The following is a 26,114-nucleotide window of genomic DNA, read 5'->3' as shown; positions in this document are numbered from 1 at the left end:
TTCAGCCGGTTGCGCCTGTCAGCCCGCGGGCATTGTGGATCAGGTGATCATCGATGAAGCTGGCGATGAAATAATAGCTGTGATCATAGCCATCCAGCCGGCGCAAGGTCAGCGCCTGGCCTGCCTCGGCACAGGCCTGCTCGAACAGATGAGGCTGTAACTGGCTGTCGAGAAAATCATCGGCCAGCCCTTGATCGATCAGAATATGGGCCGTGCTTTTATAGGTGCCCACAAGGGCGCAGGCATCATAAGCGCGCCATTTCTCGCGATCCGCCCCCAGATAGGCGGTGAACGCCTTTTCCCCCCATGGCACCATGGTGGGAGCGACGATGGGGGCAAAGGCAGAGACGGTTTTGAACAGATCAGGATGCCGGAAATGCAGCACCAGCGCCCCATGCCCGCCCATGGAATGCCCCGCAATGCCCATTTTTCCGCTGCCTTCCTGCGCTGAACCCAGCCCCAGTTCTTGCGCCAGCAAAGCCGGTAATTCCCGGGCGATATAGTGCTCCATCCGATAATGCTGGTCCCACGGCTTTTGGGTGGCATCCACATAAAAGCCCGCGCCCAAGCCCAGATCATAAGCGGCATCGGGCGCATCGGGCACAGCATCGCCGCGCGGGCTGGTATCGGGGGCCACAAGGATCATGCCCAATTCGGCCGCCTTGCGCTGCGCCCCGGCTTTGGTGATGAAATTCTGCTCAGTGCAGGTCAGCCCCGAAAGCCAGATCAGGATCGGGGCGGTGGCGGCATCCACATCGGGCGGCACATAAAGGCCAAAGCGCATCTCGGTCCGGCAGGCCTCGCTTTCATGGAGATAAATGCGCTGATGGCCTTCAAACATCTTGTGATCGGAGAGAATCTGCATGTCAGCCTTACCCTTTGGCATCAATAAACAATGACGGAACGGATACTGTCACCGCTGCGCATCAGATCGAAGGCGGTATTGATCTCATCGAGGGGCATTTTATGGGTCACCAGATCATCGAGATTGATCCGCCCATCCAGATACATATCGACGATTTTCGGCACATCGGTGCGGCCCCGCGCCCCGCCGAAAGCCGAGCCGCGCCACACCCGCCCGGTGACAAGCTGGAAGGGCCGGGTGGAAATTTCCTCGCCCGCCCCGGCCACGCCGATGATCACGCTTTCGCCCCAGCCCTTGTGGCAGCATTCAAGGGCGGCGCGCATGGTGGCGGGCTTGCCGATACATTCAAAGCTGTAATCCGCCCCGCCGCCGGTCAATTCCACCAGATGGCCCACCAGATCGCCTTTCACCTCTTTGGGATTGACGAATTCGGTCATGCCGAAGTGCTGCGCCAGCGCCTTTTTGGCGGGGTTGATATCCACCCCGATGATGCGTTTCGCCCCCACCATTTTCAGCCCCTGAATAACATTCAAGCCAATGCCCCCAAGGCCGAAAACGACGGCGGTGCTATCGGGCTCGACCTTGGCGGTATAGATCACCGCGCCAATGCCGGTGGTAACCCCACAGCCGATGGTGCAGACCTTATCAAAGGGCGCATCTTTGGAGATTTTGGCTAGGGCGATTTCCGGCAGCACGGTATAGTTGGCAAAGGTGGATGTGCCCATATAATGCAGGATCGGCTTGCCTTTATAGGAAAAGCGCGAGGTGCCATCGGGCATCAGCCCTTGGCCTTGGGTGTTGCGAATGGCCTGGCACAGATTGGTTTTGGGATTGAGGCAATAATCGCATTCCCGGCATTCCGGGGTATAAAGCGGGATGACATGATCGCCGGGCTTGAGACTCGTGACCCCGGGGCCGGTTTCCACCACCACGCCTGCGCCTTCATGGCCCAGAATGGCCGGAAAGGCCCCTTCCGGGTCGGCCCCCGACAGGGTGAACTGATCGGTATGGCACACCCCGGTGGCTTTGATTTCCACCAGCACCTCGCCCCGTTTCGGGCCATCGAGTTGAACGGTTTCGATCTCCAAAGGCTTGCCGGCTTCAAAGGCGATTGCGGCTTTTACGTCCATGGTTGTTCTCTCCGTTTTTCATGCGGTTGATGGCGGCTAAAATCAGAATTTGCTGAAATCAGAATTGACTGAAATCTGGGCGCCGCTTCTGCGCAAAGGCCATAAAAGCTTCCCGCGCTTCGGGGGAGACGAGACGTTCGGCAAACAAGGCTCCCTCGCGGTCCATCTGCGCGGCGATCAACGCCCCATCGCGCATCAGCCTTTTGGTCAAAGCCAAAGCGCCGGGGGCTTTCTGGCTTAGCATATGGGCCTTTTCCCGCGCCGTGACAAGCACATGCGCCGCATCAAGGGCTTCATTGGCCAGCCCCAGTTCGGCGGCCTCGGCCCCCTCCATCACGGCACCACAGGCAAACATGGCATAGGCCCGGCGGGGGCCGATGATCTGGGGCAGCAAAAGGCTCGATGCGGCTTCCGGCACCAGCGCCAGATCCACAAAAGGCACCGAAAGCCGCGCATCTTTGGCCACATAAACAAGATCGCAATGTAAAAGCAAGGTGAGGCCGATGCCCACGGCCAACCCCTCGACAGCCGCAATCACAGGCTTTTCATAATGCGCCAAAATCCGCAAAAGCCGCATCACCTGCATATCCTTGGCATCCCGCTGGCCGGTGGCGATCAGGCTGAAATCATGAATATCATTGCCCGATGTGAAAACCCCGCCTTCGCCGCGAAAAAGCACGGCCCTGATCCCCTCATCATCGGCGGCGGCTTCAAGCTGATCGGCAATCTGGCGATACATGGCATCGGTCAGGGCGTTTTTCTTGGGCACGCGGTTGAAGGCGATTTCGAGGATGGTGGCATTTCGGGTGATAAGAATGTCTTCCGGGCTATCGGGCATCGGCTCTGGTCCCTTGATCAATTGGGCTTGAAGATCGCCATATGTGGGCGGATTTTTGTGCTAAAGTGCTTGGCGTCCAACTATAACCTATGAACGAAGCAGAAAGGAATGTCGCTATGCCCGTCAAGAGAAGGAACGGCAAATCTCGCTTATCCTGCCTGATTGCGGGGGCTTTTGTCGTGGTCTCGGCTTTCCCTGCCATAGCACAAAAGGGCCAATCCAACGAAGCCCAACAAGAGATGCGCTCCCAACCCGAAAAGATGAAGGCCAATATGGCGGACATGCGCAAGGCGATGAATGCCCGCCACAAGGAAGAGCGTAAAATCATGAAGGGCGCATCGACAGATGAGCGCAAGGCGATGGAAGAACGGCATCAGCGCGAACGGGCGGAGATGATGGACAAGGCCGATCTCTCGGGCAAGGCGGATAAGGCGGAAAAAGTCGGCAAGGCCAAAATATCCAAAATTGAAAAAGAGAAGGCTGAAAAAGACATGCCTAAAAAAGCGAGGGGCGCTAAAAAAATTGAACCACCCAAATTCAGGAATTAGGCTATCAAAGCGTTGGTCCCCTGGCCCGGGCCATAGTGAATGACAAAGACCTTATCTGGGGGATAGTGATGAGCAGGAAAACGACGGCATTGATGGCGCTCGATCAGGGGACAACCTCGAGCCGGGCCATGATCTTTGATAAGGCGGGGCAGGTGGTGGCCGCCGATCAGATGGAGTTTGAACAGCATTATCCGGCCCAGGGCTGGGTGGAGCATGATCCCGACGATCTGTGGTCAAGCAGCCTGAAGGTGGCACGCCGGGCCTATGAACAGGCGCAGGCGCGGGGCTATGAGGTGGCGGCCATCGGGATCACCAATCAGCGGGAAACCACGATCATCTGGGATCGCCAAAGCGGCAAGCCGATCCATAAGGCCATCGTGTGGCAGGATCGCCGCACCGCCCAAAGATGCCGCGATCTGAAGGCCGATGGGGTGGAAGAGATGTTCCGGGCCCGCACGGGGCTGTTGCTCGATCCCTATTTTTCGGTCAGCAAAATCGCCTGGTTGCTCGATCATGTGGATGGGGCGCGCAGGGCGGCAGAAAATGGCGATCTGGCCTTCGGCACGGTGGATAGCTTTTTGCTGTGGAATCTGACCGGCGGCAGGGAACATGCCACCGATGTGACCAATGCCGCCCGCACCGGGCTTTTGAATCTGGAAACCCTGGAATGGGATGACGAGCTGCTGCGGCTGTTTCGGATTCCAGCTGCGATCCTGCCCCAAATCAAGGATTGCGCCGATGATTTCGGGGCCAGCGATCCCGCCCTTTTTGGTGCATCCATCCCCATCTGCGGCATGGCTGGGGATCAGCAGGCGGCCAGCATTGGCCAGTGTTGTTTCGCCCCCGGATCGATCAAAAGCACCTATGGCACCGGCTGTTTCGTTCTGATGAATGCGGGCAGCCGTCCGCCGGTATCGCAAAACCGGTTGCTTTCGACTGTTGCCTATCGCTTGAAAGGGCAAACCGCCTATGCCCTTGAAGGCTCGATCTTCATTGCCGGGGCGGCGGTGCAATGGCTGCGTGATGGCCTGAAGATTATCGACAGTGCTGCGGAAAGCGAAGCTTTGGCTTCAGGCCTTGCGGATAATTCCGGGGTGTATCTGGTGCCCGCCTTCACCGGCCTTGGGGCGCCGCATTGGGATCCCGATGCCCGGGGCGCGCTTTTGGGGCTGACCCGGGCCACCGGTCCGGCGCAGATCGCCCGGGCCGCATTGGAAGCGGTGTGCTATCAAACCCATGATCTGTTGGCGGCCATGGAAAGCGATGGCCTTGCCCCGCAATCCCTGCGGGTGGATGGGGGCATGGTGGGCAATGATTGGGCCATGCAGTTTCTGGCCGATATTTTAAATATCACCGTCGAGCGGCCTGCCGTGCGGGAAACCACGGCTTTGGGGGCGGCCTATCTGGCTGGCCTGCAATGCGGGATTTATGAAAATCTGGCCGACATCGAACAGAATTGGGCTTTGGAACATCGCTTTACCCCAAAGATGGAGCCCGAGGCCCGCAAGGGGCTGATCCATGGCTGGCAAAATGCGGTGGACCGGGTAAAAACCTGCTGAGCGCGGCATTTTGGGGCCATGGCGGCTTTCTTTTGCGCCTGCCTCTTGCCCGATCCGCTTAAATCTATAGAAAGCAGGGAAACGGGCAGCATCCGATGCCGCCCATGATGGTGAGCCAAATCGCAAGAGGATATCATGGCAGGGCATTCCAAATTTAAAAATATCATGCATCGCAAAGGCGCCCAGGATGCAAAGCGGGCCAAAATCTTTGCCAAGCTGGGGCGGGAAATCACCGTGGCGGCCAAGATGGGCCTGCCCGATCCTGATATGAACCCGCGTTTGCGCACGGCCATTCTGGCCGCCAAAACCCAATCCATGCCGAAAGATCGGATCGAGCGGGCCATTGCCTCATCCCAGGGCGGCGATGCGGAAAATTATGATGAATTGCGCTATGAAGGCTTTGGCCCCGGCGGCATCGCTTTGATCGTTGATGTGCTCACGGATAATAAAAATCGTTCGGCATCCGATGTGCGCACTATTTTTTCCAAGAATGGCGGCAATCTGGGGGAAACCGGTTCGGCGAATTTCATGTTCGATCGGGTGGGCGCGATCAGCTTCAAGGCTGAAGTGGGATCGCCCGATGATCTGTTTGAAGCGGCGGTGGAAGCCGGTGCCGACAATGTGGAGAGCGATGACGACATCCATGAGGTGCTGACATCCTCCGAAGAGCTGCACGCCGTGGCCAAACAGCTTGAGGATCGTTTCGGCGCGCCGGAAAGCGCCAAGCTCATCTGGAAAGCAAAAGATCTGATCCCGGTATCGCAAGAGGATGCGGAAAAGCTTTTGAAGCTCCTTGATGCCCTTGATGATAATGATGATGTGCAGGAAGTGTTCGGCAATTACGAGATTTCTGATGAGATCATGGCCAAGCTGGATGCGGCCTGATGCTCTGGCCATTGGCTTTGGGGTTTTCAGGGATGCGCCGGGATTGACCTGCAGAATGGGAGCATGATGCGGCTTTTAGGACTGGACCCGGGCCTTCGCCTCACCGGCTGGGGGATCATCGAAAGCGAGGGCACGGCCTTGCGCCATGTGGCCAATGGCGTGGTGCGCACCGATGCGGCCCGATCTTTGGCCGAACGATTGGTGGAATTGCATGATGGTTTGATGGCGGTGCTGGAAACATGGTCCCCCCATGAAGCGGCGGTTGAGGAAACTTTTGTCAATAAAAACCCGCTTTCGACCCTGAAGCTGGGGCAGGCGCGCGGCGTGGCTTTGCTGGTGCCCGCCCTGAAGGGGCTGAGGGTGGCGGAATATGCCCCCAATCATATCAAGAAATCGGTGGTGGGCGCGGGCCATGCCGCCAAAGAACAGATCCATGCCATGGTCACCGTGCTCTTGCCGGGCGTTGCCATCTCAGGCGCCGATGCCGCTGATGCCTTGGCGGTCGCCATCTGCCATGCCCATCAGCGGGGCGGTGTGGCCTTGCGCGCGGCGGAATGTGCGGCAGCGGCAGGGGAGCCGGGCGCGCTTCAAGGCGGGGCAGCCAGCCATAGCCGCATCGGGAGACGGCGATGATCGCGAAACTGAAAGGCCTTCTCGATCAAACGGGCAGCGATTGGCTGGTGATCGATGTGGGGGGTGTGGGCTATCTGGTTTTTGCCTCGGGCCGCACCCTTTCGGCCTTGCCCCGCTTAGGCGAGCCTTTGGTGCTGGTGGTGGAAACCCATGTGCGCGAAGATCATATTCATCTTTATGGTTTTTCCGATAGCCATGAACGGGATATGTTTCGCCTGCTGATTTCGGTTTCCGGGGTGGGGGCGAAGGTGGCTTTGGCCATTTTATCGGTGATGGAGCCTCACGCGCTGGCCCATGCCATTGCCGCTCAGGATAAAGTGGCGGTGGCCCGGGCGCAGGGTGTGGGGCCGCGCCTTGCCCAAAGGGTGGTCACGGAATTAAAAGATAAAGTGGCGGGCGTGGCCTTTGCTGCGGTTCCCGGGCTTTCGCCTGCCGATGGTGCGCAGGGTGGCTCGGCACCGATGGCTGGCGGTTCGGATGGTGGTTCGGGTGGAAGCGGGCCCGGGCGCGCCCCGGATGAGCGGGCTGCGCTGCTTGAAGATGCGATCAGTGCGCTGGTTAATCTGGGCTATGGGCGATCCGATGCCTTTGCCGCCCTTTCGGTGGTGGCGCAGCAACAGAGCGATGAAACCCTTAGTTTACAAGGGCTGATCCGCGCCGGGTTGAAGGAACTGGCCCGATGACGGATCGGATCGTGACCCCCCTGGAAAATGAGGCGGATGCCGGCAGCGGCGATCTGCGGCCCCAAAGGCTTGATGATTTCATCGGCCAGCGGCAGGCGCGGGATAATTTGCGGGTGTTTATCGAAGCCGCCCGCACCCGGGCCGATGCCCTTGATCATGTGTTGCTTTATGGCCCCCCCGGCCTTGGCAAAACCACTTTGGCGCAGATCGTGGCACGGGAATTGGGGGTGGGCTTTCGTGCCACATCCGGCCCGGTGATTGCCCGCGCCGGTGATCTGGCGGCGCTACTCACCAATCTGGAAGTGCGCGATGTTTTGTTCATCGATGAAATCCACCGCCTTAATCCTGCCGTGGAAGAGATTTTATATCCTGCCATGGAAGATTTTCAGCTTGATCTGATCATTGGCGAAGGTCCGGCGGCGCGATCGGTAAAGATCGATCTGCCGCCCTTTACCCTTGTGGGGGCCACCACCCGCATGGGCCTTTTGACCAATCCTTTGCGCGATCGCTTTGGCATTCCCACGCGCCTTGATTTTTATGATGTGGATGATCTGATCAAGGTGGTGCGGCGTGGGGCCCGTATCCTCGATCTGGCGCTGGATGAGGATGGTGCCCGGGAAATTGCCGCCCGATCACGGGGCACCCCCCGGATCGCCGGGCGGCTTTTGCGCCGGGTGCGCGATTTTGCTTTGGTGGCGGGCCATGAACGGGTGGGGCGATTGGCGGCGGATGCGGCCCTCACCCGGCTCGAGGTGGATTCCTTTGGTCTTGATGCCATGGATCATCGCTATCTGCGTTTGATCGGGGTGTCTTATGGTGGCGGCCCGGTGGGGGTGGAAACACTGGCGGCGGCGCTGTCGGAGCCGCGCGATGCCATCGAGGATATAATCGAGCCCTATCTGATCCAGCGTGGGCTGGTGCAGCGCACCCCACGCGGGCGGATGCTGATGCCTGCGGCTTATGGCCATCTGGGGCTGGCCCCACCCAGAAGCGGCCCGGCTGCCGGGATGGACCTTTTTTCAACCGATGAGCCAGACGCATGAACGCCCCCGGCCCCGAAAGCGGATATCTGGATGCGGGCGCGCATTATCTGCCGCTCAGGGTTTATTATGAGGATACCGATGCCGGGGGGATCGTGTATCACGCCAATTATCTGCGCTATTTTGAACGGGCGCGCGGAGAAATGTTGCGCCTGCTGGGGATTGATCATATTGCCGCATGGCTAGGGTCAAGGGATGGGCCCGGTTCAGAACCGGCGGATGGGCCGCGCATGGGCTTTGCAGTGCGCCATGTTTCCGTGGATTATCTGCGCCCGGCCCGGCTCGATGATGCCTTGATGGTGCGCAGCACGGTGTTGCATGTGGGGGCGGCCTATGTTGATGCTGGGCAAAGCATCTGGCGTGCGGATGATCATTTGGTTTCGGCGCGCCTGCGGGTGGCTTTGGTCAATGATCAGGGTTTGCCCTGCCGCTTACCGAAAGCGTGGCGGCGGATATTGAAAACTTTGGAAGGCGTGAGCCCATCCGAAGAGGCTTCAGGCTTTTAAAAGGAGTGGATATGGACGGACAGGTTGAAGAAGTGATGCTGGCGGGAAGTCGCGCCGACTTCTCTGTCTGGGGGATGTTTTCACAGGCCGATATCGTTGTGCAATCGGTGATGCTGGCGCTTATTTTGGCATCGCTTTGGAGCTGGACGGTTATATTTTCCACATGGCTGCGGCTGCGCAAGGTTAATCGGGCGGCCGATGCCTTCGAGGATCGCTTCTGGTCGGGGGCTTCGCCCGAAGATCTTTATGAAGACCTGAAAAACCGGATCAGCCACCCTTTGGCGATGGTTTTTGTGGCGGCGATGCGCGAATGGCAGCGCTCCACCAAAAGTCCGGGCCGTGGCTTTGTGGAGCGGATGAGCGTGGAAGATCGGGTGGGGAAAGTGATCCGGGTCTCGATCTCCAGAGAGATGGAGCGACTGGAAGGCCAGGTGGGATTTCTGGCGACTTTGGGATCAGCCGCGCCCTTTATCGGATTGTTTGGAACCGTGTGGGGGATCATGAACAGCTTTCAATCCATCGCGCTCACCTCCAATACCAGTTTGGCGGTGGTGGCGCCGGGCATTGCCGAAGCTTTGCTGGCCACGGCCCTTGGCCTTGTGGCGGCCATCCCTGCGGTGATTGCCTATAATAAACACGCCACCGATCTTTCGCGGTTTGCCGGGCGGCTTGAAGGCTTTTCCGATGAGTTTTCAGCCATTTTATCCCGCCAGCTTGATGAACGGAGCGCCTGATGGCCGGAATGCAATTTCAGATGCGGGGCAAAGACCCGCGCGGGGTGACCCGCTATCGCCCCATGGCGGAAATCAATGTCACCCCCTTTGTGGATGTGATGCTGGTTTTGCTGATCGTGTTCATGGTCACCGCCCCCCTGTTGCAAACCGGGGTACCGGTGGATCTGCCCAAAGCCGAAGCCCCGCAGCTTCAGCATGACAGCACACCGCTGACGATTTCACTGGATCAAACTGGCGCCATATTTATCGAGGATACTGAAATCGCCCTTAATGAATTGGTGCCTCGCCTTACGGCCATTGCCGAAACGCGGGACCTTCTGGAAACGCGGATCTATGTGCGGGGCGCCCGGCAATTGAACTATGGCCGGGTGATGGAGGTCATGTCGGCGGTGAATGGTGCGGGATTCACCAAGGTTGCGCTGGTCGCCGATCGTCCGGAATAGTCCGAGAATAGCTCAGGAACAGGCACAGCCATGCAAAAGATCTGTTTATATCAGGCCAGCCAGCATCAAATCATGCTTGATTGCGGGCGTTTGACCGGCCGGGCCGCAAGCGGATCAGGGGGGGCATATGCAATCTTATGCCTGAGGGCGGCGTGAAAAAATTCTATGGTGAAGGCTTGGCGCTTTCGGCGCTGGTGCATCTGGGTTTGCTGGCGGTGATCGTTTTTGGGCTGCCGCGCTTTTCCCGTCCGCCGCCCGATATGGCTGAAATCGTGCCGGTGAGTTTTGTGGAGATTGCGGATGTCACCCGCACCGATGCGCCCCAGCCCGAACCCGAGCCTGAACCCGAACCCGCGCCCGAGCCGGAACCCGAGCAGGCTTATGCTGCCAATGAGCCTGCTCCGGCCCCGGCCCCGGCGGATGCCGTGCCCTTGCCGCAGGAAAAACCCGCGCCAGAGCAGGAACCAAAGCCCGAGATCAAGCCTGCGCCCGAGCCGAAACCAACCCCGCCCCGGGCCCGGATCGATGTGGCCCCAAGGGCAAAACCGCGCCCGCCCTCCCGCTTTGATGCGTCAAAGGTAGCGGCTCTGATTGATCGCTCGATCAAGGAAGAAGCGCCGCCGCCCCAGCCGCAAAAAGACGATGCGGAAACGCAAAAAGAGGCGGAGCGGCAAAAAAGCATCACGGCCCTGTCGGATCGGGTGGCCACCGCAACCTTGCAAGCCGCGATCAGGCAAAGGGTGCAGGAATGCTGGTATCTGCCCAGCGGCGGCAAGGATGTGGCCGATATGCAGGTGCGTATCCGGATTTATCTGCGTCAGGATGGCCAATTGCTGCGGCCGCCGCAATTCATCGATGCCGGGGATATGAGCGGACCGGGCCGGGAATTTTACCGGATTTTCGCGGAAAGCGCCCGCCGGGCCGTGCAGAATTGCGAGCCTTATGAAAATCTGCCGCTGGCGCAATATGATCTATGGCGTCAGATCGATTTCACCTTTGATGCCGCCGATATGCTGGGGGGCTGAGATGGGATGGCTTTTGACGATGGCTTTAAAGGAGACGGTGGCGTGAGGTTGATGATGAAGCACGGGCTTGTGGCGATGTTCAGGGGGCTTTTGGGCCTTGTCGTCTTTTTGGGTTTGATCGGCCCGGCGCTGGCGAACCTGAAGGTGGATGTCAATCGCGGAACGGTTGATCCTTTGCCCATTGCCGTGCCTGATTTCATTCCCCGGCGGGCGCTTGCCACCCCGGCCGGTTCGATGCAGGAGATCGGTGCCAATGTGGCGGCGGTGATCGCCGCCGATCTGCGCCGGTCGGGATTGTTTCGTCCCCTTGATCCGGCGGCTTTCATTTCAGAGCCGCAATCGGCCGATGTGCGGCCACGCTTTGCCAATTGGCGGGCGATTGCCAGCCAGGCTTTGGTCACCGGGCAGGTGGATCAGCGCAGCGATGGGCTTTTGGTGGCGGAATTTCGGCTGTGGGATGTGTTGGCCGAAGCCCAGCTCACGGGCCTGCGCTATACCGCCCAGCCCGGCGATTGGCGGCGAATCGCTCACAAGATCGCCGATGCCATCTATGAACGGCTGACCGGCGAGGCCGGTTATTTCGATAGCCGGGTGGTTTATATCGCCGAAAGCGGGAACAAGCTTAATCGCCGCAAGCGTTTGGCGATCATGGATCAGGATGGCCATAATCATATGTTCCTGACCAATGGGGATGATCTGGTACTCACCCCGCGCTTTTCCCCCAATCGGCAGGAAATCACCTATCTTGCCTATTATAATAATCAGCCAAGGGTGTATCTTTATAATCTTGATACCGGCAAGCATGAGGTGCTGGGCGATTTCCCGAATATGACCTTTGCGCCCCGCTTTTCTCCTGATGGCAATCGGGTGATCCTGTCGCTGGCGGAAAATGGCAATTCCGATATTTATGAAATGGATCTGCGCACGCGGGGCGTGCGGCGGCTGACCACCCATCCCGGGATCGATACCTCGCCATCCTATTCCCCCGATGGAAGCCATATCGTCTTTAATTCCAGCCGGGGCGGCAGCCAGCAGATTTATGTGATGCGCAGCGATGGGTCGCAGGTCGAGCGGATTTCATTCGGCAATGGCCGCTATGCCACGCCGGTCTGGTCGCCGCGCGGCGATCTGATCGCTTTCACCAAAATCGGTGATTCGAAATTCCGCATCGGGGTGATGCGCCCGGATGGCAGTGGCGAGCGGGTGCTCACCAACAGCTATCAGGATGAAGGGCCCACATGGTCGCCCAATGGCCGGGTTCTGATGTTTTTCAGATTATCACAGGAATCCGGTGAAACCACCTTATGGTCGGTGGATTTGACCGGCTATAATGAACGCCAGGTTCCCACGCCTTTGGAGGCATCCGACCCCGCCTGGTCGCCCATTCTCGACAAATAAGCGCAAACTGGGAAAAATTGCTTTTATTTTTGAGCGATTAGGCCCCTTGAATGTCGCTCTTGCGGGGGATATAACGGTTCAGTATGAGATCGCCGTTCTGTTATGCGCGGGTTGGTGGGCTGCCCCGTGCCATAGTGATCTTTAGTAGCTCGGGCCTCAGCTTAGATATGACGGAGACCACGTAAAATGATCGCCAAAACTTTTGGTCTGCAGGCGCTGACGGTTGCCTCGGCCGCGCTTTTTCTTGCTGCATGTGCCAGCACCAATCCGGCCGATGATGAAGCAACGGCAAGAGCCGCTGCTGATGCGGCAGAGCAAGCTACCCAGCCGCAGGCGGTTCCCGCCCCCGTGGTGGAAGAAGAGCAGATCACTGATCCCTTTGGTGATGCCACGCAATCTTCTTTGGAAAATTATGCGGGCGACCGGGTCTTTTTTGCTTTCGATAGCTCGGAACTGAGCCCCACCGCCCGCCAAACGCTGCAGCGTCAGGCGGAATGGCTGCAAAAGCACCGTTCGGTTAAAGCCACGGTCGAAGGCCACGCCGATGAGCGCGGCACCCGGGAATATAACCTTGCCCTTGGTGAACGCCGGGCGGCAGCGGCTAAAAATTATCTCGTTGCCTTAGGGATCGCGCCTGATCGTTTGGATACCATCAGCTATGGCAAGGAACGCCCGGCTGTTTTGGGTAGCGGCGAAAATGTATGGCGGCAAAATCGGCGCGCTGTGCTGACAGTCGGACGCTCTGGCGCCTGATCTTTTGCGTCATCGGCATTGTGCGCATGGCAGGGATTGATCCCTGGATGAATGCCGATGTGCTGTCGATCTTGCTGGCCTGATCATGAAGGAAGCGCCCTGTGCCTCGCTTTTGCCAAACAAATATGGTTTGGCTGTGGGGTGCGGGGCGCTTTTATCGTTTTTCATGATGCGGTTTTTGGGCGCTGTTTTTTGCTTCGCCTGTACTGAATATCGGAGTTTTGATTGTGCCTCAGGCCTTTGTTAGGAAGCTGGTTATGAACGTTTTCAATGACCGGTCGATGACCCCCTTGGCCATGGGGTTGTTGATGCTGTTGATGGTTCCTTTGGTAACCCCTTTGATCGTTCCTGGGGCCGCGCAGGCGCAATCGCGGGCCGAGATCAATCAGAAAATCGAAAATCTTGAAAAGCAGCTTCAGGCGGTGCAGCGCCGGGTTTTCAATGGCGATGGCACCTATTTCCCGCAGAATGAAAACGCCCCGGCAGCGGTGGCAACCGAGTCGTTGGATAGTGGGTCGCCTGCTGGCGGCGCGCAGGGATCGCCTTTATTGGCGTCGATGTCGGTACAGATCAATGAACTGGAGCGGCAATTATTGGCCTTAACCGGACAGATCGAGGCCTTGCAATTTGAAAACCGTCGCCTCACCGACCGGCTTGATCGCTTTGAAAAAGATACCGCCCTGCGGCTTCAGATGCTGGAAGGAACGACGGGTGCGGGCTCGCCCGCCAATGCCGGGGCGGCAATGGGCTCGGCAGCATCGGCGAATGGGCCAAGGGGTTTGATCGCAACCCCCACCCCGGAAGATGCACAGGCGCTTTTGAATCAACCGGCAGGAACGGCGGCGGATTTGCAGGCCCAGAATACCCAATCACCTCCATCTCAATCTCCTCAGGCGCGCTATGATGCGGCTTATGATCTGTTGCGGCGGGGTCAGTTCGAGCCAGCGGAAAAGGCGTTTCAGGGCTTTCTTGGGGCGCATCGCGATCATGCGCTGGCAGGCAATGCCCAATATTGGCTGGGTGAAAGCTATTATGTGCGCGGGGATTATGGCCGCGCGGCTCAGGCTTTTCTCACCGGCTATCAGGATTATGGCACCAGTTCCAAAGCCCCCGATAGCCTTTTGAAGCTGGGGATGACCTTGGCAGCCCTGGGTCAGACAGCGGATGCCTGCGCGGCTTTTGATGAACTGGATCAGCGCTATCCCGATGCGGAAAAGCGGATCAAAAATCTGATGGCCAGCGAGCGTAGCCGTTTATCCTGTTCCTGATCGGGGGATGTGATGGCCCTTGATCCGCCTCTTCTCGATGCCGAATTTGCGGGCCTGATGGCGGATTTCGAGGCTGATCCCGCCTTAGCCCAGCCCCTGCGGCAGGGTGTGGCTGTGGGGCTTTCGGGCGGGGCGGATAGCATGGCCCTGCTGGCCCTGTTGGCGCGCTGGGGGGCGGCGCGCGCGATCCCGGTGCGGGCCATGAGCGTGGATCATGGCTTGCGGTACGATTCTGCAGCCGAGCTTGAAGCGGTGGCCGAACAGATGGCGGCGCTTGGCATTCCCCATGATATTTTGCCATGGCGTTGCGAAAAGCCCACCCGTGCTGTGCAGGCAACCGCCCGGGATGCGCGCTATCGGCTTTTGGAGGAACACTGCCGCCGGTTGGGCATCGGGGCGCTTTTTCTGGCCCATCATCAAGATGATCAGGCAGAAACATTTCTGCTGCGGCTGGCGCGGGGCTCGGGGGTGCGGGGATTGGCGGCGATGGCTCCGGTGGCCCCGCCCCTCAGCCCCCCGCATGAAGATGTCACTCAGGCAAATAGCCCTTTGCGCTATCGTCCTTTGTTGGCGATCCCCAAAGCCCGATTGGTTGCCACCTGTGTTGATCGCGGGTTGGCGTGGATCGAGGATCTGAGCAATCATAATCCGGCTTTTGATCGCACGGCGGCGCGATCTTTGCTGGCCAGCCATCCGTTGCCGGGGTTGAACGCCGCCCGGTTGGCCGATACGGCGCTTCATCTGCGCCGGGCCGATGCGGCACTGGCTTTTTACACGGCGCGGCTCGCCCAAACCTGCGTGAAGCCTGCGGCGGCGGGCTATGTGATTCTGGCAACAAAGCGGCTTGATGAGGCTCCGGACGAGATTATTCTGCGGCTGTTATCTGATCTGCTGGTTCATGTGGGGGGATTGGGCCATCCCCCACGCTTGCGGCCTCTTGAAAGCCTGTGGGCGCAGATCAGGGCGGGCAAATTTGCGGGCCAAACCCTTGCGGGCTGCCTTTTGGCGCCCATCAAAGGGGGATCGCCTGAAACTGCGGGTGATGTGCTGATCTGTCGCGAGCCTGCGGCCTGTGCCCCGGCTCTTGATTTGCAGCCGGGCGAGCAGGCTTTATGGGATGGTCGGTTTCAGGTGGTTTTGGCGCAAAATGCGGCCCGGGGTCGGGTGATGGCCATCGGCGCGCGGGGTTGGCAGCAGATCAGGCCTTTTGTGATGGATGAAGGGGGGGATCGCCTGCCCCATCCGGTGCGCCTTGGTCTGCCGGGGCTGTGGCGCGAAGATCGGTTGGTGGCGGCGCCTTTTCTTGATTTCCCGGATGCGCAAGGGGGGGGCGCGCAAGGGGGGTTTGAGGCGCGCTTATCACGACCTTTCCGGGTGCTTTCACTTTAAACGGGGCCTCTCTGTGGCCACAAAGCCGTGCTCAATTGGTGGGGATCAGCATGCCTTGGGGCCTTGTGCACCCTTGCAGATGGCCCGGAAGCGCTTATCTGTTGGAATCTGGCGTCAAAGAATGTTTATATAGGCTGTTTAAATCAGGCGGCGTGTCAAAGCTGATGGCCATAGTCTGGCATGGGCCGCCGCGACAAGGAAGGAACTGGCGTGAGCAATTTTGCCCGCAATGCGCTTTTGTGGCTCGTGATCATCATTGTGCTGGTGGCGGTTTTCAATTTGTTTCAGGGCCCAACAGGAACCGGCGCGCCGCAATTGGCTTATTCCGATTTCCTGTCACGGGTGGAACAGGGGCAGGTGCAATCTGTTACCATTCAGGGCAATAATATCAGCGGTCAATCGCGGGATGGCGGGCAATTTACCAGCTATATGCCCGAAGATGCCTCGCTGATCCCCACATTGAAGCAAAATGGGGTGCGCTTCACCGCCAAGGAAGAAGAAACAAACGCCGTTCTAGGCACCTTGCTGGCGTGGTTCCCGATGCTTTTGCTGATCGCCGTGTGGATCTTTTTCATGCGCCAGATGCAATCGGGGGGCCGTGGCGGGGCTATGGGCTTCGGGAAATCCCGGGCGCGCCTGCTCACCGAGAAAACCGGCCGTGTCACTTTTGATGATGTGGCGGGCATCGATGAAGCCAAAGAAGAACTGGAAGAAATCGTCGAATTTTTGCGCGATCCCCAGAAATTTCAGCGTCTGGGCGGACGCATCCCCAAAGGGGCGCTTCTGGTCGGCCCACCGGGAACCGGGAAAACCCTGCTTGCCCGCGCCATCGCTGGCGAGGCCAATGTCCCCTTCTTCACCATTTCCGGCTCTGATTTTGTGGAAATGTTCGTGGGCGTGGGCGCCAGCCGCGTGCGCGATATGTTTGAACAGGCAAAGAAAAATGCCCCGTGCATCATCTTCATCGATGAAATCGATGCGGTGGGGCGGCATCGCGGGGCCGGCCTTGGGGGCGGCAATGACGAACGCGAGCAAACCCTCAATCAGCTTCTGGTGGAAATGGATGGCTTTGAAGCCAATGAAGGCATCATTCTGGTCGCCGCCACCAATCGCCCCGATGTGCTTGATCCGGCCTTGCTCCGCCCCGGTCGCTTTGATCGGCAGGTGGTGGTGCCCAATCCCGATGTGATTGGCCGGGAAAAAATCCTGTCGGTGCATCTGAAAAAAGTGCCAATGGCACCGGATGTGAAGGCGCGGATCATCGCCCGGGGCACGCCCGGTTTTTCAGGGGCGGATCTGGCCAATCTGGTGAATGAAGCCGCCCTTTTGGCTGCCCGCAAAGGCAAGCGGCTGGTTTCCATGCAGGAACTGGAAGAAGCCAAAGACAAAGTGATGATGGGGGCCGAGCGGCGCTCCATGGTGATGACCGATGATGAAAAGAAGCTGACCGCCTATCATGAAGGGGGCCATGCTTTGGTGGCTTTGCACTGCCCGGTATCCGATCCCGTGCACAAAGCCACGATCATTCCGCGCGGGCGGGCTTTGGGCATGGTGATGCGCCTGCCCGAACGCGATGAATACAGCCAATCACGCCAGAAAATGCATGAAAATCTTGCCATTGCCATGGGCGGGCGGGTCGCTGAAGAATTGATCTTTGGCCATGATGCGGTCACCTCGGGGGCATCGGGGGATATTCAGATGGCCACCCGGTTGGCCCGGGCGATGGTCACCAAATACGGCTTTTCCGAAAAGCTGGGGCCGCTTTTATATTCTGAAAATGAAGAAGAAGTGTTCCTTGGCCATTCCGTAGCCCGGCAGCAGAATATTTCTGAATCCACGGCGCAGGAAATCGATAAGGAAGTGCGGCGCTTTGTTGAAGAAGCCCATGAACGGGCGCGCAGTATCCTGACCGATCATCTGGATGATTTGCATAAGGTTGCCAATGCCTTGCTGGAATATGAAACCCTTTCCGGCGATGAAATCAAGGCGCTTTTGCGGGGCGAATCCATTGATCGGCCTTCGATGGATGAAGAACCGCCAGCACCCACCGCTCCGGCGGGCGGGGGCACCGTGCCAAAGGCCGGGCGTCCGGGCTTTGGGCCGGGGGCGGAACCCCAGCCACAGGGGTGATTCTGGCGCAACAGGCTGTGCTGAAGTTTTCAGGGGGTGAGGTTCGCAAAGCGCCGCACCCCTTGATCTTATCAAGTGGCCGGGGCCACGCCTGTTCATGCGGGGGTCTCAAAAGGCGTGGCATGATAAAAGCGCGGGCGATGGGAATACACTATGACGGGGCGTGAAGACCCAAAGCAGGTCAGGCCTGATTTTTTGTTGAACCCCCTTGCTCCGGCCCTCGATGCGGGGTCGCCGTCTCTGGCTTTGGCGGGGGGGCCTTTGCGCTTCACCCATCTTTCCATCACCCTCTTTTCCGCCCATGCAGCCCCATCCATGGTGGTATCAGCAGCCGAACTTGGCGCTTATCGTGAAGGGCTCGATGGGCCTCAGCGTGCATCCTTTGATCATCGGCTGGATTTGCTGACAACGGCCCGGCCCCCCATGCCTTTGGCGGGGCGGTCCTTTCCTTTGGCTTTTCATCGCCCCTTGATCATGGGAATTGTCAATGTCACCCCCGACAGCTTTTCGGATGGGGGGAAATTCTATCATGTGGATCAGGCCATCGCGCAGGCCCATGCCCTGATGGCAGCGGGGGCCGATCTTGTTGATATCGGGGGGGAAAGCACCCGCCCCGGGGCAAAACCGGTGTGGCCCGAAGAAGAGCGCAGGCGGATCATCCCGGTGATCGAGGGGCTGGCAGGCAGCGGCGCGGTCATTTCCGTGGATACGCGGCGCGCCGAAGTGATGGCGGCGGCTTTGCAGGCAGGGGCGCAGATCATCAATGATGTTTCGGCCCTGAGTTATGATGATCAAAGCCTTGATCTGGTGCGGGAAGCCGATGTGCCGGTGATCTTGATGCACGCTTTGGGCGAACCCGCAACGATGCAGGATGATCCCCGCTATGGCGATGTGCTGTTTGATGTCTATCGCTGGCTGGATGCGCGCATCAGGCTGTGTATCGATCATGGGATCAATGCCGGTCGGTTGCTGATCGATCCCGGGATCGGCTTTGGCAAATCACTGCGGCATAATCTTGATCTGATCAATGGATTGGCGGCTTTTCATGCTTTGGGGGTGCCGCTTTTGCTCGGCGTTTCAAGAAAACGGTTCATCGGGGCTCTATCGCGCGAAGAACCGGCGGATCAGCGCCTGCCCGGCTCCCTTGCGGCAGGGCTTATGGGCTGGAGCCGGGGTGTTCATATCCTGCGGGTGCATGATGTGGGTGAAACCGCACAAGCCCTGCGGGTCTATCAAGGGCTTTCCGATAGCGCCTTGCTTGGGCTTGCGATGCAATCCGGGATAAAGGATCAACAGGGTCGGGAAAGTGATAGCTTTCAAGGAAACGGAACAGGCACGCGATGAGCAGAACATATTTCGGAACGGATGGGATCAGGGGCACGGTCAATATCGTGCCGATGACCGCAGATATCGCCATGCGGGTGGGGATCGCGGCCGGGCGCATCTTTCGCCGTGGGGATCATCGGCATCGGGTGGTGATTGGCAAGGATACCCGGCTTTCGGGCTATATGTTCGAGCCTGCCTTGACAGCGGGCTTCGTTGCCACCGGCATGGATGTGATTTTGGTGGGGCCCATGCCCACGCCTGCGGTGGCCATGCTCACCCGATCCCTGCGGGCCGATCTGGGGGTGATGATTTCGGCATCGCATAATCCGCATCAGGATAATGGGATCAAGCTGTTTGGACCCGATGGGTTCAAGCTGTCTGATCACATGGAACAGGATATCGAACGCCTGATGGCCAATGGGCTGGATGAAGGATTGGTGGCCCCGGAAAAGCTGGGCCGGGCCAGCCGTTTGGCCGATGCGGAAGGGCGCTATATCGAATTTGCCAAAGCAACCCTGCCTGCGGGCCTTACCCTGGATGGGATGAAGGTGGTGATCGATTGCGCCCATGGGGCGGCCTATAAGGTAGCCCCCACGGTTTTATGGGAATTGGGGGCCGAGGTGATCCCCATCGGGGTGAAGCCCAATGGCTTCAACATCAATGATAGCTGTGGTTCCACTGCCCCCGAACGCATGGCAAAATCGGTGGTCGAGGAAGGGGCTGATCTGGGCATTGCCCTTGATGGTGATGCGGATCGGCTGATTCTGGCCGATGAAACGGGCCGGATCGTGGATGGTGATCAGTTGATGGCTCTGATCGCCACAAGCTGGCAGGAACGCAATCTGCTCAAGGGGGGCGGATTGGTGGCCACCAGCATGTCGAATCTGGGGCTGGAACGCTATCTGGCTGAAAAGGGGCTGAGCCTTGCGCGCACCGATGTGGGGGATCGCTATGTGGTGGCCCATATGCGCCGCCATGGCTTTAATCTGGGGGGTGAACAATCGGGCCATATCGTGATGTCGGATTATACCACCACCGGGGATGGCCTGATTGCCGGATTGCAGATTTTATCCAATCTGGTTTCAACGGGGCGAAAAGCCAGCGAAGCCACGACCTGCTTTGAAACCGTGCCCCAATGCCTCAAAAGCGTGCGCTTTCAAGTGCCCCATCCTTTGGATCATGAAGATATCCGGGCCGCCATCGATCAGGGGCGGCTGCGGCTGGGCAATGCCGGGCGGCTGGTGATCCGAAAATCGGGCACCGAACCTTTGGTGCGGGTGATGGCCGAAGGCGATGATCCGGTTTTGGTGCATCGCGTGGTGGATGATATCTGCCATTCGGTGGAAAGCGCGGTTTGATATGCGGGGCCGGGTTCTGGTGATTGCCGGATCGGATAGTGGCGGCGGGGCCGGGATTCAGGCGGATATCAAAACGATCACTATGCTGGGGGGCTATGCGGCCACCGCGATCACCGCCATCACCGTGCAAAATACCCTGGGCGTCAGCGCCATTCATCCGGTGCCCCTTGCGATCATACCCCAGCAGATTTGTGCTGTTTTGGATGATATCGGGGCCGATTGCATCAAAATCGGGATGCTGGGGGATGAACAAACCATCCATGCCGTGGCCGATTGCTTAAAGCATAAAGCGCCGGGCATCCCCATCGTGCTCGATCCGGTGATGATCGCCAAAGGCGGGGCGGCGCTTTTGCCCCCGGCGGCTCTTGATGCCCTGATCGGGGCTATGGTGCCCATAGCCCATCTGATCACCCCCAATGCGCCGGAATTGGCGGCGCTGACGGGGCAAGAAATTGAAAACGCAGACCATATGGAAGCCGCCGCCCGGAGCTTTGCCCGGCAGGCGGGCTGCGCGGTGCTGGCAAAAGGCGGCCATCTGCCCGGTGATGAGCTGGTCGATCTGTTGGTGGATGGGGATAAAGCCCGCTTTTACAAGGCCAAAAGGATTAAAAGCCGCCACACCCATGGCACCGGCTGCACCCTGGCATCGGCCATTGCCACGGGCCTTGCCCAAGGGATGGCTTTAGACGATGCCATCAGCCGCGCCCATGGCTATGTGCAGGGGGCCATCCTGAAGGCGCCGGGCTATGGGGCAGGGCATGGCCCGCTTAATCATAGCTATCGGCTGGACTGATCTTCGCCAGACGCGGCAGCCTCCACGGCACGCAGTTTCTTGCGCCGATTGCTGGCGACAAGATTGAAAACCTCGACCGTGAGCGAGAAGAAGATCGCGAAATAAAGATAACCGCGCGGAATATGGAAATGCAGGCCATCGGCAACCAAGGCCACCCCCACCAGCAATAAAAAGCTTAAAGCCAGCATTTTGGTGGTGGGATGCTTGTGGATGAAGGCGGCCACCGGCTCGGCGGCAAACAGCATCACCAATATGGCAAACACAACCGCCGCCACCATCACCGGCAGATCGCTGGTCATACCCACGGCGGTGATCACGCTATCCAATGAAAAAACGGCATCCAAAATCATGATCTGGGTGATGGCGGCGGCCATACCCAAAGCCACTTTGGCCTCGCCATGGTCATCGCGCCCCTCGACCTCGGCATGGATTTCCCGCGTTCCCTTATACAGCAGGAACAAGCCGCCCGCGCCCAGAATGACATCGCGCCATGACAGGGTAAAATCGGCAATAGTCAAAAGCGGCGCGGTGAGCCCGATAATCCATGACAGCATGAATAAAAGGGCAATGCGCATCAGCAAAGCCCCGGCAAGGCCGATCCGGCGGGCCTTTTTTGCCTGTTCGGGCGGCAGCTTTTCCGTAACGACCGATAAAAAGACCAGATTATCGATGCCTAAAACGATTTCCAGCAAAGAGAGTGTGAGAAAGCTGGCCCAGATTTCGGGCGATGTGAGATATTCCAAAATCATGAAAATCTTTCTTCAAAAGGAAAACTCTGCCATTCAACCTACATTCCTATAAGGGATATAGTGGCTGTTAGGAAGGTGGAATGATGGCGGATGCGCAAGACGGTTTGATCTGTGCCTATGATCTTGATGGGGCGGGCGGCGCTCGTCCTTTGAGCTGGGCCGGGATCGATCAGCCGCTGCCGGATGCGCCGCAGGCCCTGCGCTGGGTGCATCTGGAGCGCACCCATCCCACAGCGCAGATATGGCTTCATGAAAAAAGCGGCCTCGATGAAACCGCCATCCGGGCCTTGCTGGCGGAAGAAACGCGGCCGCGCTGCACCCGGTTCGATGATGGGGTTTTGCTCAATCTGCGCGGCGTCAATCTCGATCCCGATGCTGAAGCGGATAATATGGTCGCCATTCGCCTGTGGATCACACCGGAGCGGATCATTTCCGCACGGCTTTACAAAATCGCGGCCATTGCCGATATTCGCCAAAGCCTTGATGCGGGGCAGGGTCCGAAAACGGTGGGGCAGTTCATCGCCCGCCTTGCCGCCCGGCTCACCGAACGCATGGAGCCAACGCTCGAGCAGTTGCAGGATGAACTGAGCGTGCTGGAAGAGCGGATGCTGGAGCAGGCGGCCAGCCCCATGCGCAAGGAACTGGGGGCCTTGCGCCGCCGGGCCATTGGCTTGCGCCGCTATATCGGTTCTCAGCGCGAAGCCCTGGCGGAATTGGGCGCGGCGCGGCCGGCTTGGCTCGATGAAGATGATCGCGTGCGATTGAATGAACAGGTGGACCGGGTGACCCGCTATATGGAAGATCTGGATATGATCCGCGAGCGGGCTTTTGTGTTGCAGGATGAGCTTTATTCGCAATTATCGGATCGGATGAACCGCATCGTTTATATGCTCACCGTGATCACCGGGATTTTTCTGCCGATCAGCTTTCTCACCGGGCTTTTTGGGGTTAATATCGGCGGGATGCCGGGCGTTGAAAGCCCGGGTGCCTTTTTCTTCTTCGTTTTTGGCATGGCGGGGCTGGTGATCGTCGAGCTTTTGATTTTCCGGTTTTTGAAATGGATCTGAACGCTTTGGATTGGCAGATCAGGCGGGCCTTCGGGCCAAGCGATATGGCCATGGCGCGCAGGCTTTTCGCCGCTTATCTGCGGGAGCTTGATCTTGATCTGTCGTTTCAGGATATTGATCGCGAATTGGAAACACTCCCCGGCCCCTATGCCGAGCCCCAAGGCACGATCCTGCTGGCCGAATTTGAAACACAGGCGGTGGGGATCGTGGCCCTGAAAGCCCTGCCCGCTTTGGGCGATGGGGTGTGCGAGATGAAACGCCTGTTCATCGGGCCATCCCGGCGCGGTCTTGGGTTATCGGCGGCTTTATGCCGGGCGCTGGAAGATGAGGCGCGGGCGCGGGGCTATCGGCTGATGAAGCTGGATACGCTGGCCCGGCTGGATGCTGCCAACAGGCTTTATCGAAAATTGGGCTATCAGCCCTGCGCGCCCTATAATCACAATCCGTTCGATGATGTGCGCTATTTTGAAAAAATCCTGTGATCCGATGGGCTTTATTGGGGGTCCTCAAAGGGCATCAATTCATTGATCATATGGGCCACCAGCGGCATTGCATCATGGCGGCTCATGCCATGCTGCAAGCGGGCATCATAAAGCAAAGACAGCAGGATTTTATCGGCATCGGTCATTTCGCTCACATGATCGGCCTCGCAAAATAGCGATGGCTGATAATTGCAGGCATCATTGGGCAGGCCCATCATCTGCACCAGTTCTTCGATCAGGCAATGGCCTTGCAGGGGGGCGGAAATATCGGTGCCGATCATGATCACGCCGCCTTCCACTTTCTGTTCGCTGGCCTGTAAAACCCCAAGACAGGCGCTTTTATTGATGAAATTCTGATAGCGTTCATCCTCGCGATCCCGGGCGGGAAGGGCCGCAAAATCCCGGCGGGGGAAATAACCCAGTCGCAGATTGGCATTGGCGGGTTCGGGGCTGCGTTTGATCTCAACCCCGGTGATGGTACTGATTTCGCCCAAAATCTGTTCGATCTGATCAACAGGGGGGATCATATCGGTTTCATCGGACGCAAAAATTGCGAAATCGAGTGATTGGCCCCAGCGTTTTACCGTGGGATTTTCATATCCGTTTTCAGCCCCAAAGACCACATCATCAAATTGTCGTAAAAGCTGCGATGGGGAAACGCCATCCATCGCCGCCTTGGCCGGTAAGGCGGAAAAAGCGAGCCCAAGAGATAAGATGATCAGCGGGAAAAAACGGGAAGGCATTGTTTTTCCTTGTTTATGGGACCAAGGACATCAGTATATCGATACAAGATTAACATCCGCTGACCGGAAATGCTGTGATCCTGCTTTGCCCTCGTTCCCTATTTCTCTGTCCCTGAGCTGAGCTGTGCTTGGGCCCATTAATGAGACCTGAAGGCGCGAACCCCTTGCGCTTCAGATTTTTAGCAGATCAAGCAGCGGATCGAAGGCGTACATGGCGGCGCGACGACCCGAGGCTGCCCTGATCGTGCGGAGCAGGCCCGCGTCGACAAGGCGCCGCGACAGGGCGCGCGCCGAGGATTCCGGGATTCCGGAGCGATCCACAAACCGGTCGTTGCGGAAGATCGGACTGGCGAACACAAAGTCCAATGCCTGATCGTGGAACTGCGAATTCAGCACTTCACGGAACCGCTCTCGCATCTCGCCATGAAGGCCGAAGATTGCGTCTGCCGTCTCAATGTTGACGGTCGCCTGGGCGTGCATCGCCTCCAAGAAGAACGCGACCCAGCCGGTCCAGTCGCCGCTGGCGGAGACCGCGCGCATCCGCTCGATATAGATGTCTTTATGGGCTTCGAAATAACCAGAGACGAAAAAGTTCGGCTGATGCAGGACGCCGAGCTTCCAAAGCATCAGGGTGATCAGCATGCGACCAATTCGCCCATTGCCGTCTTCAAAGGGGTGCAGGGCCTCGAATTCGACATGCGCGATGGCCGTCCGGATCAGCGGCCGCATCGTGCTTTCATTGATGTAGCGCACAAGCTCAACCATCGCAGGGCCAAGCTGCTCGGGCGCGATCGGCACATAGTGGATTTTCCCGCGGCGCTCGTCCCCGATATAGTTCTGCTCCACCTTATAGCTTCCAGGTCGTTTGCGAGCACCGCGACCGAAGAACAGCAACTGCTGGTGCGCTGTCCGGATCAGGTGTTCGCCAAGCGGTGCGCCTTCGGCGAGGGCCTGCTGGGCATTTCTAAGCGCGCGCGAATAGAGAAAGGTCTCCACATCGTCGTTGCGCGCTTCGCGATAGGGATCGGTACTGCCTGCATCCTCTTCGGCCTCGAGCCGATAGAGTTCCTCGATGGTCGAGATTGTTCCTTCCATGCGCGAAGATGCGACCGCATCCTGGCGGCGCAGGGGTGCAAGGAACAAAGCGCTATTCACCATGCCCGACATCTTGGCATCGTACCGCGCGAGGGAGGTGGCCGCCTCCTCGAGTGGCCCGAGCAGAACCTCGTAGTCGAGGGTCAATGGGGGGAAGGCGCCAAGATGGTAGGTGACGGCTTCTGTCAGATCATAGGATTTGGCGATCATATTTGCGTCGATTCTGTCATCAACGGGATTTGTTGCCAAGCTAGTCGCGGCAAGATCGCTTGGCAACAAAATTAATGGTTACTCTGTCACCAAGGCGTGTTGCTGTTAGCCGATATGCATCAAATGGATTTGGCGTCAGAAATGTCCATGGGCCCTCTCATCAAGGGGCGTTTCCTTCTCATAGAGCCGGTGCCTGACGATCGGATGATGCCCTAAAGGTTCAAAAACAGGCTCAGCGAGATATTGTGATTGGTTTGATCATCCCCCGCTTGCCCAAGGCGGTTATTGAGATATCCCATTTCCAGACGCAGCTTGTTTTTGATATGCCACGCACCACCCGCAAACAGACGGTTTTGGTCGAATCCGTCACGCTGTCCCCAATCGGTGGCGTTCAGTCCTAGGCCGTAGACTCATAAAATCTAAGCCAAATACGGATTGAAGCGAGTTTGATTGCGGCCAGGAAG

The 26,114-nt window shown here is 58.4% G+C and carries 27 protein-coding genes; 20 read left to right on the top strand and 7 right to left on the bottom strand.

Annotation, left to right across the window (positions count from 1 at the left end; translation table 11 throughout):
• Position 1 precedes the first annotated feature (1 nt).
• From fghA to AQ1_RS02850, 3 genes are read right to left on the bottom strand one after another with little or no spacing between them, the layout of a single operon-like run.
• The gene (gene fghA / locus AQ1_RS02860; protein ID WP_042083993.1) at positions 2-865 is read right to left on the bottom strand and encodes an S-formylglutathione hydrolase; all 864 of its coding nucleotides are present in this window, start codon (positions 863-865) and stop codon (positions 2-4) included.
• Between the two features lie 20 nt (positions 866-885).
• A complete protein-coding gene (locus AQ1_RS02855; RefSeq protein WP_042083991.1) occupies positions 886-1,995 on the bottom strand; it encodes an S-(hydroxymethyl)glutathione dehydrogenase/class III alcohol dehydrogenase in 1,110 nt (369 codons plus the stop codon).
• 58 nt (positions 1,996-2,053) lie between these two features.
• The gene (locus tag AQ1_RS02850) at positions 2,054-2,833 is read right to left on the bottom strand and encodes an enoyl-CoA hydratase-related protein (protein ID WP_042083988.1); all 780 of its coding nucleotides are present in this window, start codon (positions 2,831-2,833) and stop codon (positions 2,054-2,056) included.
• An 89-nt stretch (positions 2,834-2,922) separates the two neighbouring features.
• Here AQ1_RS02850 and AQ1_RS02845 point away from each other — a divergent pair, with 89 nt between their 5' ends.
• The 18 genes from AQ1_RS02845 (at position 2,923) to thiD (ending at position 21,304) form a co-directional block, all read left to right on the top strand.
• Positions 2,923-3,381, top strand: coding sequence for a hypothetical protein (locus AQ1_RS02845; protein ID WP_150007271.1), 459 nt, complete (start codon positions 2,923-2,925; stop codon positions 3,379-3,381).
• Positions 3,382-3,449: 68 nt separating this feature from the next.
• Positions 3,450-4,940, top strand: a complete 1,491-nt coding sequence (gene glpK, locus AQ1_RS02840; RefSeq protein ID WP_042083981.1) for a glycerol kinase GlpK — start codon at positions 3,450-3,452, stop codon at positions 4,938-4,940.
• 135 nt (positions 4,941-5,075) lie between these two features.
• Entirely contained in the window at positions 5,076-5,825 is a 750-nt protein-coding gene (locus AQ1_RS02835; RefSeq protein ID WP_042083979.1) for a YebC/PmpR family DNA-binding transcriptional regulator, read from the top strand.
• 66 nt (positions 5,826-5,891) lie between these two features.
• A complete protein-coding gene (ruvC, locus tag AQ1_RS02830; protein ID WP_042084175.1) occupies positions 5,892-6,458 on the top strand; it encodes a crossover junction endodeoxyribonuclease RuvC in 567 nt (188 codons plus the stop codon).
• Positions 6,455-7,141 carry a Holliday junction branch migration protein RuvA gene (gene ruvA, locus AQ1_RS02825; RefSeq protein WP_042083977.1) on the top strand — a complete coding sequence of 229 codons (687 nt, stop codon included), beginning with the start codon at positions 6,455-6,457 and terminating at the stop codon, positions 7,139-7,141. Before ruvC ends, ruvA begins: the two co-directional genes overlap by 4 nt.
• Positions 7,138-8,184: a Holliday junction branch migration DNA helicase RuvB gene (gene ruvB, locus AQ1_RS02820; RefSeq protein ID WP_042083974.1), complete on the top strand. Its 1,047-nt coding sequence runs from the start codon at positions 7,138-7,140 to the stop codon at positions 8,182-8,184. The genes ruvA and ruvB overlap by 4 nt, the downstream gene beginning before the upstream one ends.
• Positions 8,181-8,687 (top strand): hotdog domain-containing protein, encoded by a 507-nt coding sequence (locus AQ1_RS02815; protein WP_042083972.1) that lies wholly within the window; start codon positions 8,181-8,183, stop codon positions 8,685-8,687. Before ruvB ends, AQ1_RS02815 begins: the two co-directional genes overlap by 4 nt.
• Positions 8,688-8,698: 11 nt before the next feature.
• Entirely contained in the window at positions 8,699-9,421 is a 723-nt protein-coding gene (gene tolQ, locus AQ1_RS02810; protein WP_042083970.1) for a protein TolQ, read from the top strand.
• A complete protein-coding gene (tolR, locus tag AQ1_RS02805; protein WP_313981835.1) occupies positions 9,421-9,864 on the top strand; it encodes a protein TolR in 444 nt (147 codons plus the stop codon). The genes tolQ and tolR overlap by 1 nt, the downstream gene beginning before the upstream one ends.
• 152 nt (positions 9,865-10,016) lie before the next feature.
• Positions 10,017-10,889 (top strand): cell envelope integrity protein TolA, encoded by an 873-nt coding sequence (locus AQ1_RS02800; protein ID WP_150007272.1) that lies wholly within the window; start codon positions 10,017-10,019, stop codon positions 10,887-10,889.
• 51 nt (positions 10,890-10,940) lie between these two features.
• On the top strand, positions 10,941-12,287 hold the full coding sequence (gene tolB, locus AQ1_RS02795; protein WP_042084170.1) for a Tol-Pal system beta propeller repeat protein TolB: 1,347 nt from the start codon (positions 10,941-10,943) through the stop codon (positions 12,285-12,287).
• Between the two features lie 186 nt (positions 12,288-12,473).
• Entirely contained in the window at positions 12,474-13,040 is a 567-nt protein-coding gene (pal, locus tag AQ1_RS02790) for a peptidoglycan-associated lipoprotein Pal (protein ID WP_042083964.1), read from the top strand.
• Positions 13,041-13,297: 257 nt separating this feature from the next.
• Positions 13,298-14,308: a tol-pal system protein YbgF gene (gene ybgF / locus AQ1_RS02785; protein WP_081837036.1), complete on the top strand. Its 1,011-nt coding sequence runs from the start codon at positions 13,298-13,300 to the stop codon at positions 14,306-14,308.
• A 12-nt stretch (positions 14,309-14,320) separates the two neighbouring features.
• The gene (tilS, locus tag AQ1_RS02780) at positions 14,321-15,697 is read left to right on the top strand and encodes a tRNA lysidine(34) synthetase TilS (RefSeq protein ID WP_052370839.1); all 1,377 of its coding nucleotides are present in this window, start codon (positions 14,321-14,323) and stop codon (positions 15,695-15,697) included.
• A gap of 210 nt (positions 15,698-15,907) precedes the next feature.
• Complete coding sequence (ftsH, locus tag AQ1_RS02775; RefSeq protein ID WP_042084163.1) at positions 15,908-17,827, top strand: ATP-dependent zinc metalloprotease FtsH; 1,920 nt, start codon at positions 15,908-15,910, stop codon at positions 17,825-17,827.
• Positions 17,828-17,980: 153 nt separating this feature from the next.
• Positions 17,981-19,171 (top strand): dihydropteroate synthase, encoded by a 1,191-nt coding sequence (gene folP / locus AQ1_RS02770; protein WP_081837035.1) that lies wholly within the window; start codon positions 17,981-17,983, stop codon positions 19,169-19,171.
• Positions 19,168-20,511, top strand: a complete 1,344-nt coding sequence (gene glmM, locus AQ1_RS02765; protein ID WP_042083960.1) for a phosphoglucosamine mutase — start codon at positions 19,168-19,170, stop codon at positions 20,509-20,511. Before folP ends, glmM begins: the two co-directional genes overlap by 4 nt.
• 1 nt (position 20,512) lies before the next feature.
• Complete coding sequence (gene thiD / locus AQ1_RS02760) at positions 20,513-21,304, top strand: bifunctional hydroxymethylpyrimidine kinase/phosphomethylpyrimidine kinase (protein WP_042083957.1); 792 nt, start codon at positions 20,513-20,515, stop codon at positions 21,302-21,304.
• On the opposite strand, the gene AQ1_RS02755 is transcribed toward thiD, so the two are convergent.
• Entirely contained in the window at positions 21,289-22,050 is a 762-nt protein-coding gene (locus AQ1_RS02755; RefSeq protein ID WP_042084157.1) for a TerC family protein, read from the bottom strand. The two genes, thiD and AQ1_RS02755, sit on opposite strands and share 16 nt — an antisense overlap.
• Before the next feature lie 83 nt (positions 22,051-22,133).
• Between AQ1_RS02755 and AQ1_RS02750 the strand changes: the two genes are divergently transcribed.
• Positions 22,134-23,120 carry a zinc transporter ZntB gene (locus AQ1_RS02750; RefSeq protein WP_042083954.1) on the top strand — a complete coding sequence of 329 codons (987 nt, stop codon included), beginning with the start codon at positions 22,134-22,136 and terminating at the stop codon, positions 23,118-23,120.
• Complete coding sequence (locus AQ1_RS02745; protein WP_042083953.1) at positions 23,111-23,602, top strand: GNAT family N-acetyltransferase; 492 nt, start codon at positions 23,111-23,113, stop codon at positions 23,600-23,602. The genes AQ1_RS02750 and AQ1_RS02745 overlap by 10 nt, the downstream gene beginning before the upstream one ends.
• An 11-nt stretch (positions 23,603-23,613) precedes the next feature.
• Here the strand turns inward: AQ1_RS02745 and AQ1_RS02740 are convergent, their stop codons facing one another.
• The 3 genes from AQ1_RS02740 to AQ1_RS14815 form a co-directional block, all read right to left on the bottom strand.
• Entirely contained in the window at positions 23,614-24,345 is a 732-nt protein-coding gene (locus tag AQ1_RS02740; RefSeq protein ID WP_042083950.1) for a DUF2927 domain-containing protein, read from the bottom strand.
• 171 nt (positions 24,346-24,516) lie between these two features.
• Positions 24,517-25,650, bottom strand: coding sequence for a Fic family protein (locus AQ1_RS02735; RefSeq protein WP_042083947.1), 1,134 nt, complete (start codon positions 25,648-25,650; stop codon positions 24,517-24,519).
• Between the two features lie 212 nt (positions 25,651-25,862).
• Positions 25,863-26,045 carry a DUF2490 domain-containing protein gene (locus tag AQ1_RS14815; RefSeq protein WP_081837034.1) on the bottom strand — a complete coding sequence of 61 codons (183 nt, stop codon included), beginning with the start codon at positions 26,043-26,045 and terminating at the stop codon, positions 25,863-25,865.
• Between the last annotated feature and the right edge of the window lie 69 nt (positions 26,046-26,114).

It is taken from the genome of Iodidimonas nitroreducens (genome assembly GCA_000710935.1).
GTDB classification, from domain to species: domain Bacteria; phylum Pseudomonadota; class Alphaproteobacteria; order Sphingomonadales; family Rhodothalassiaceae; genus Iodidimonas; species Iodidimonas nitroreducens.
This window is presented reverse-complemented; position numbering and strand designations above follow the sequence as displayed.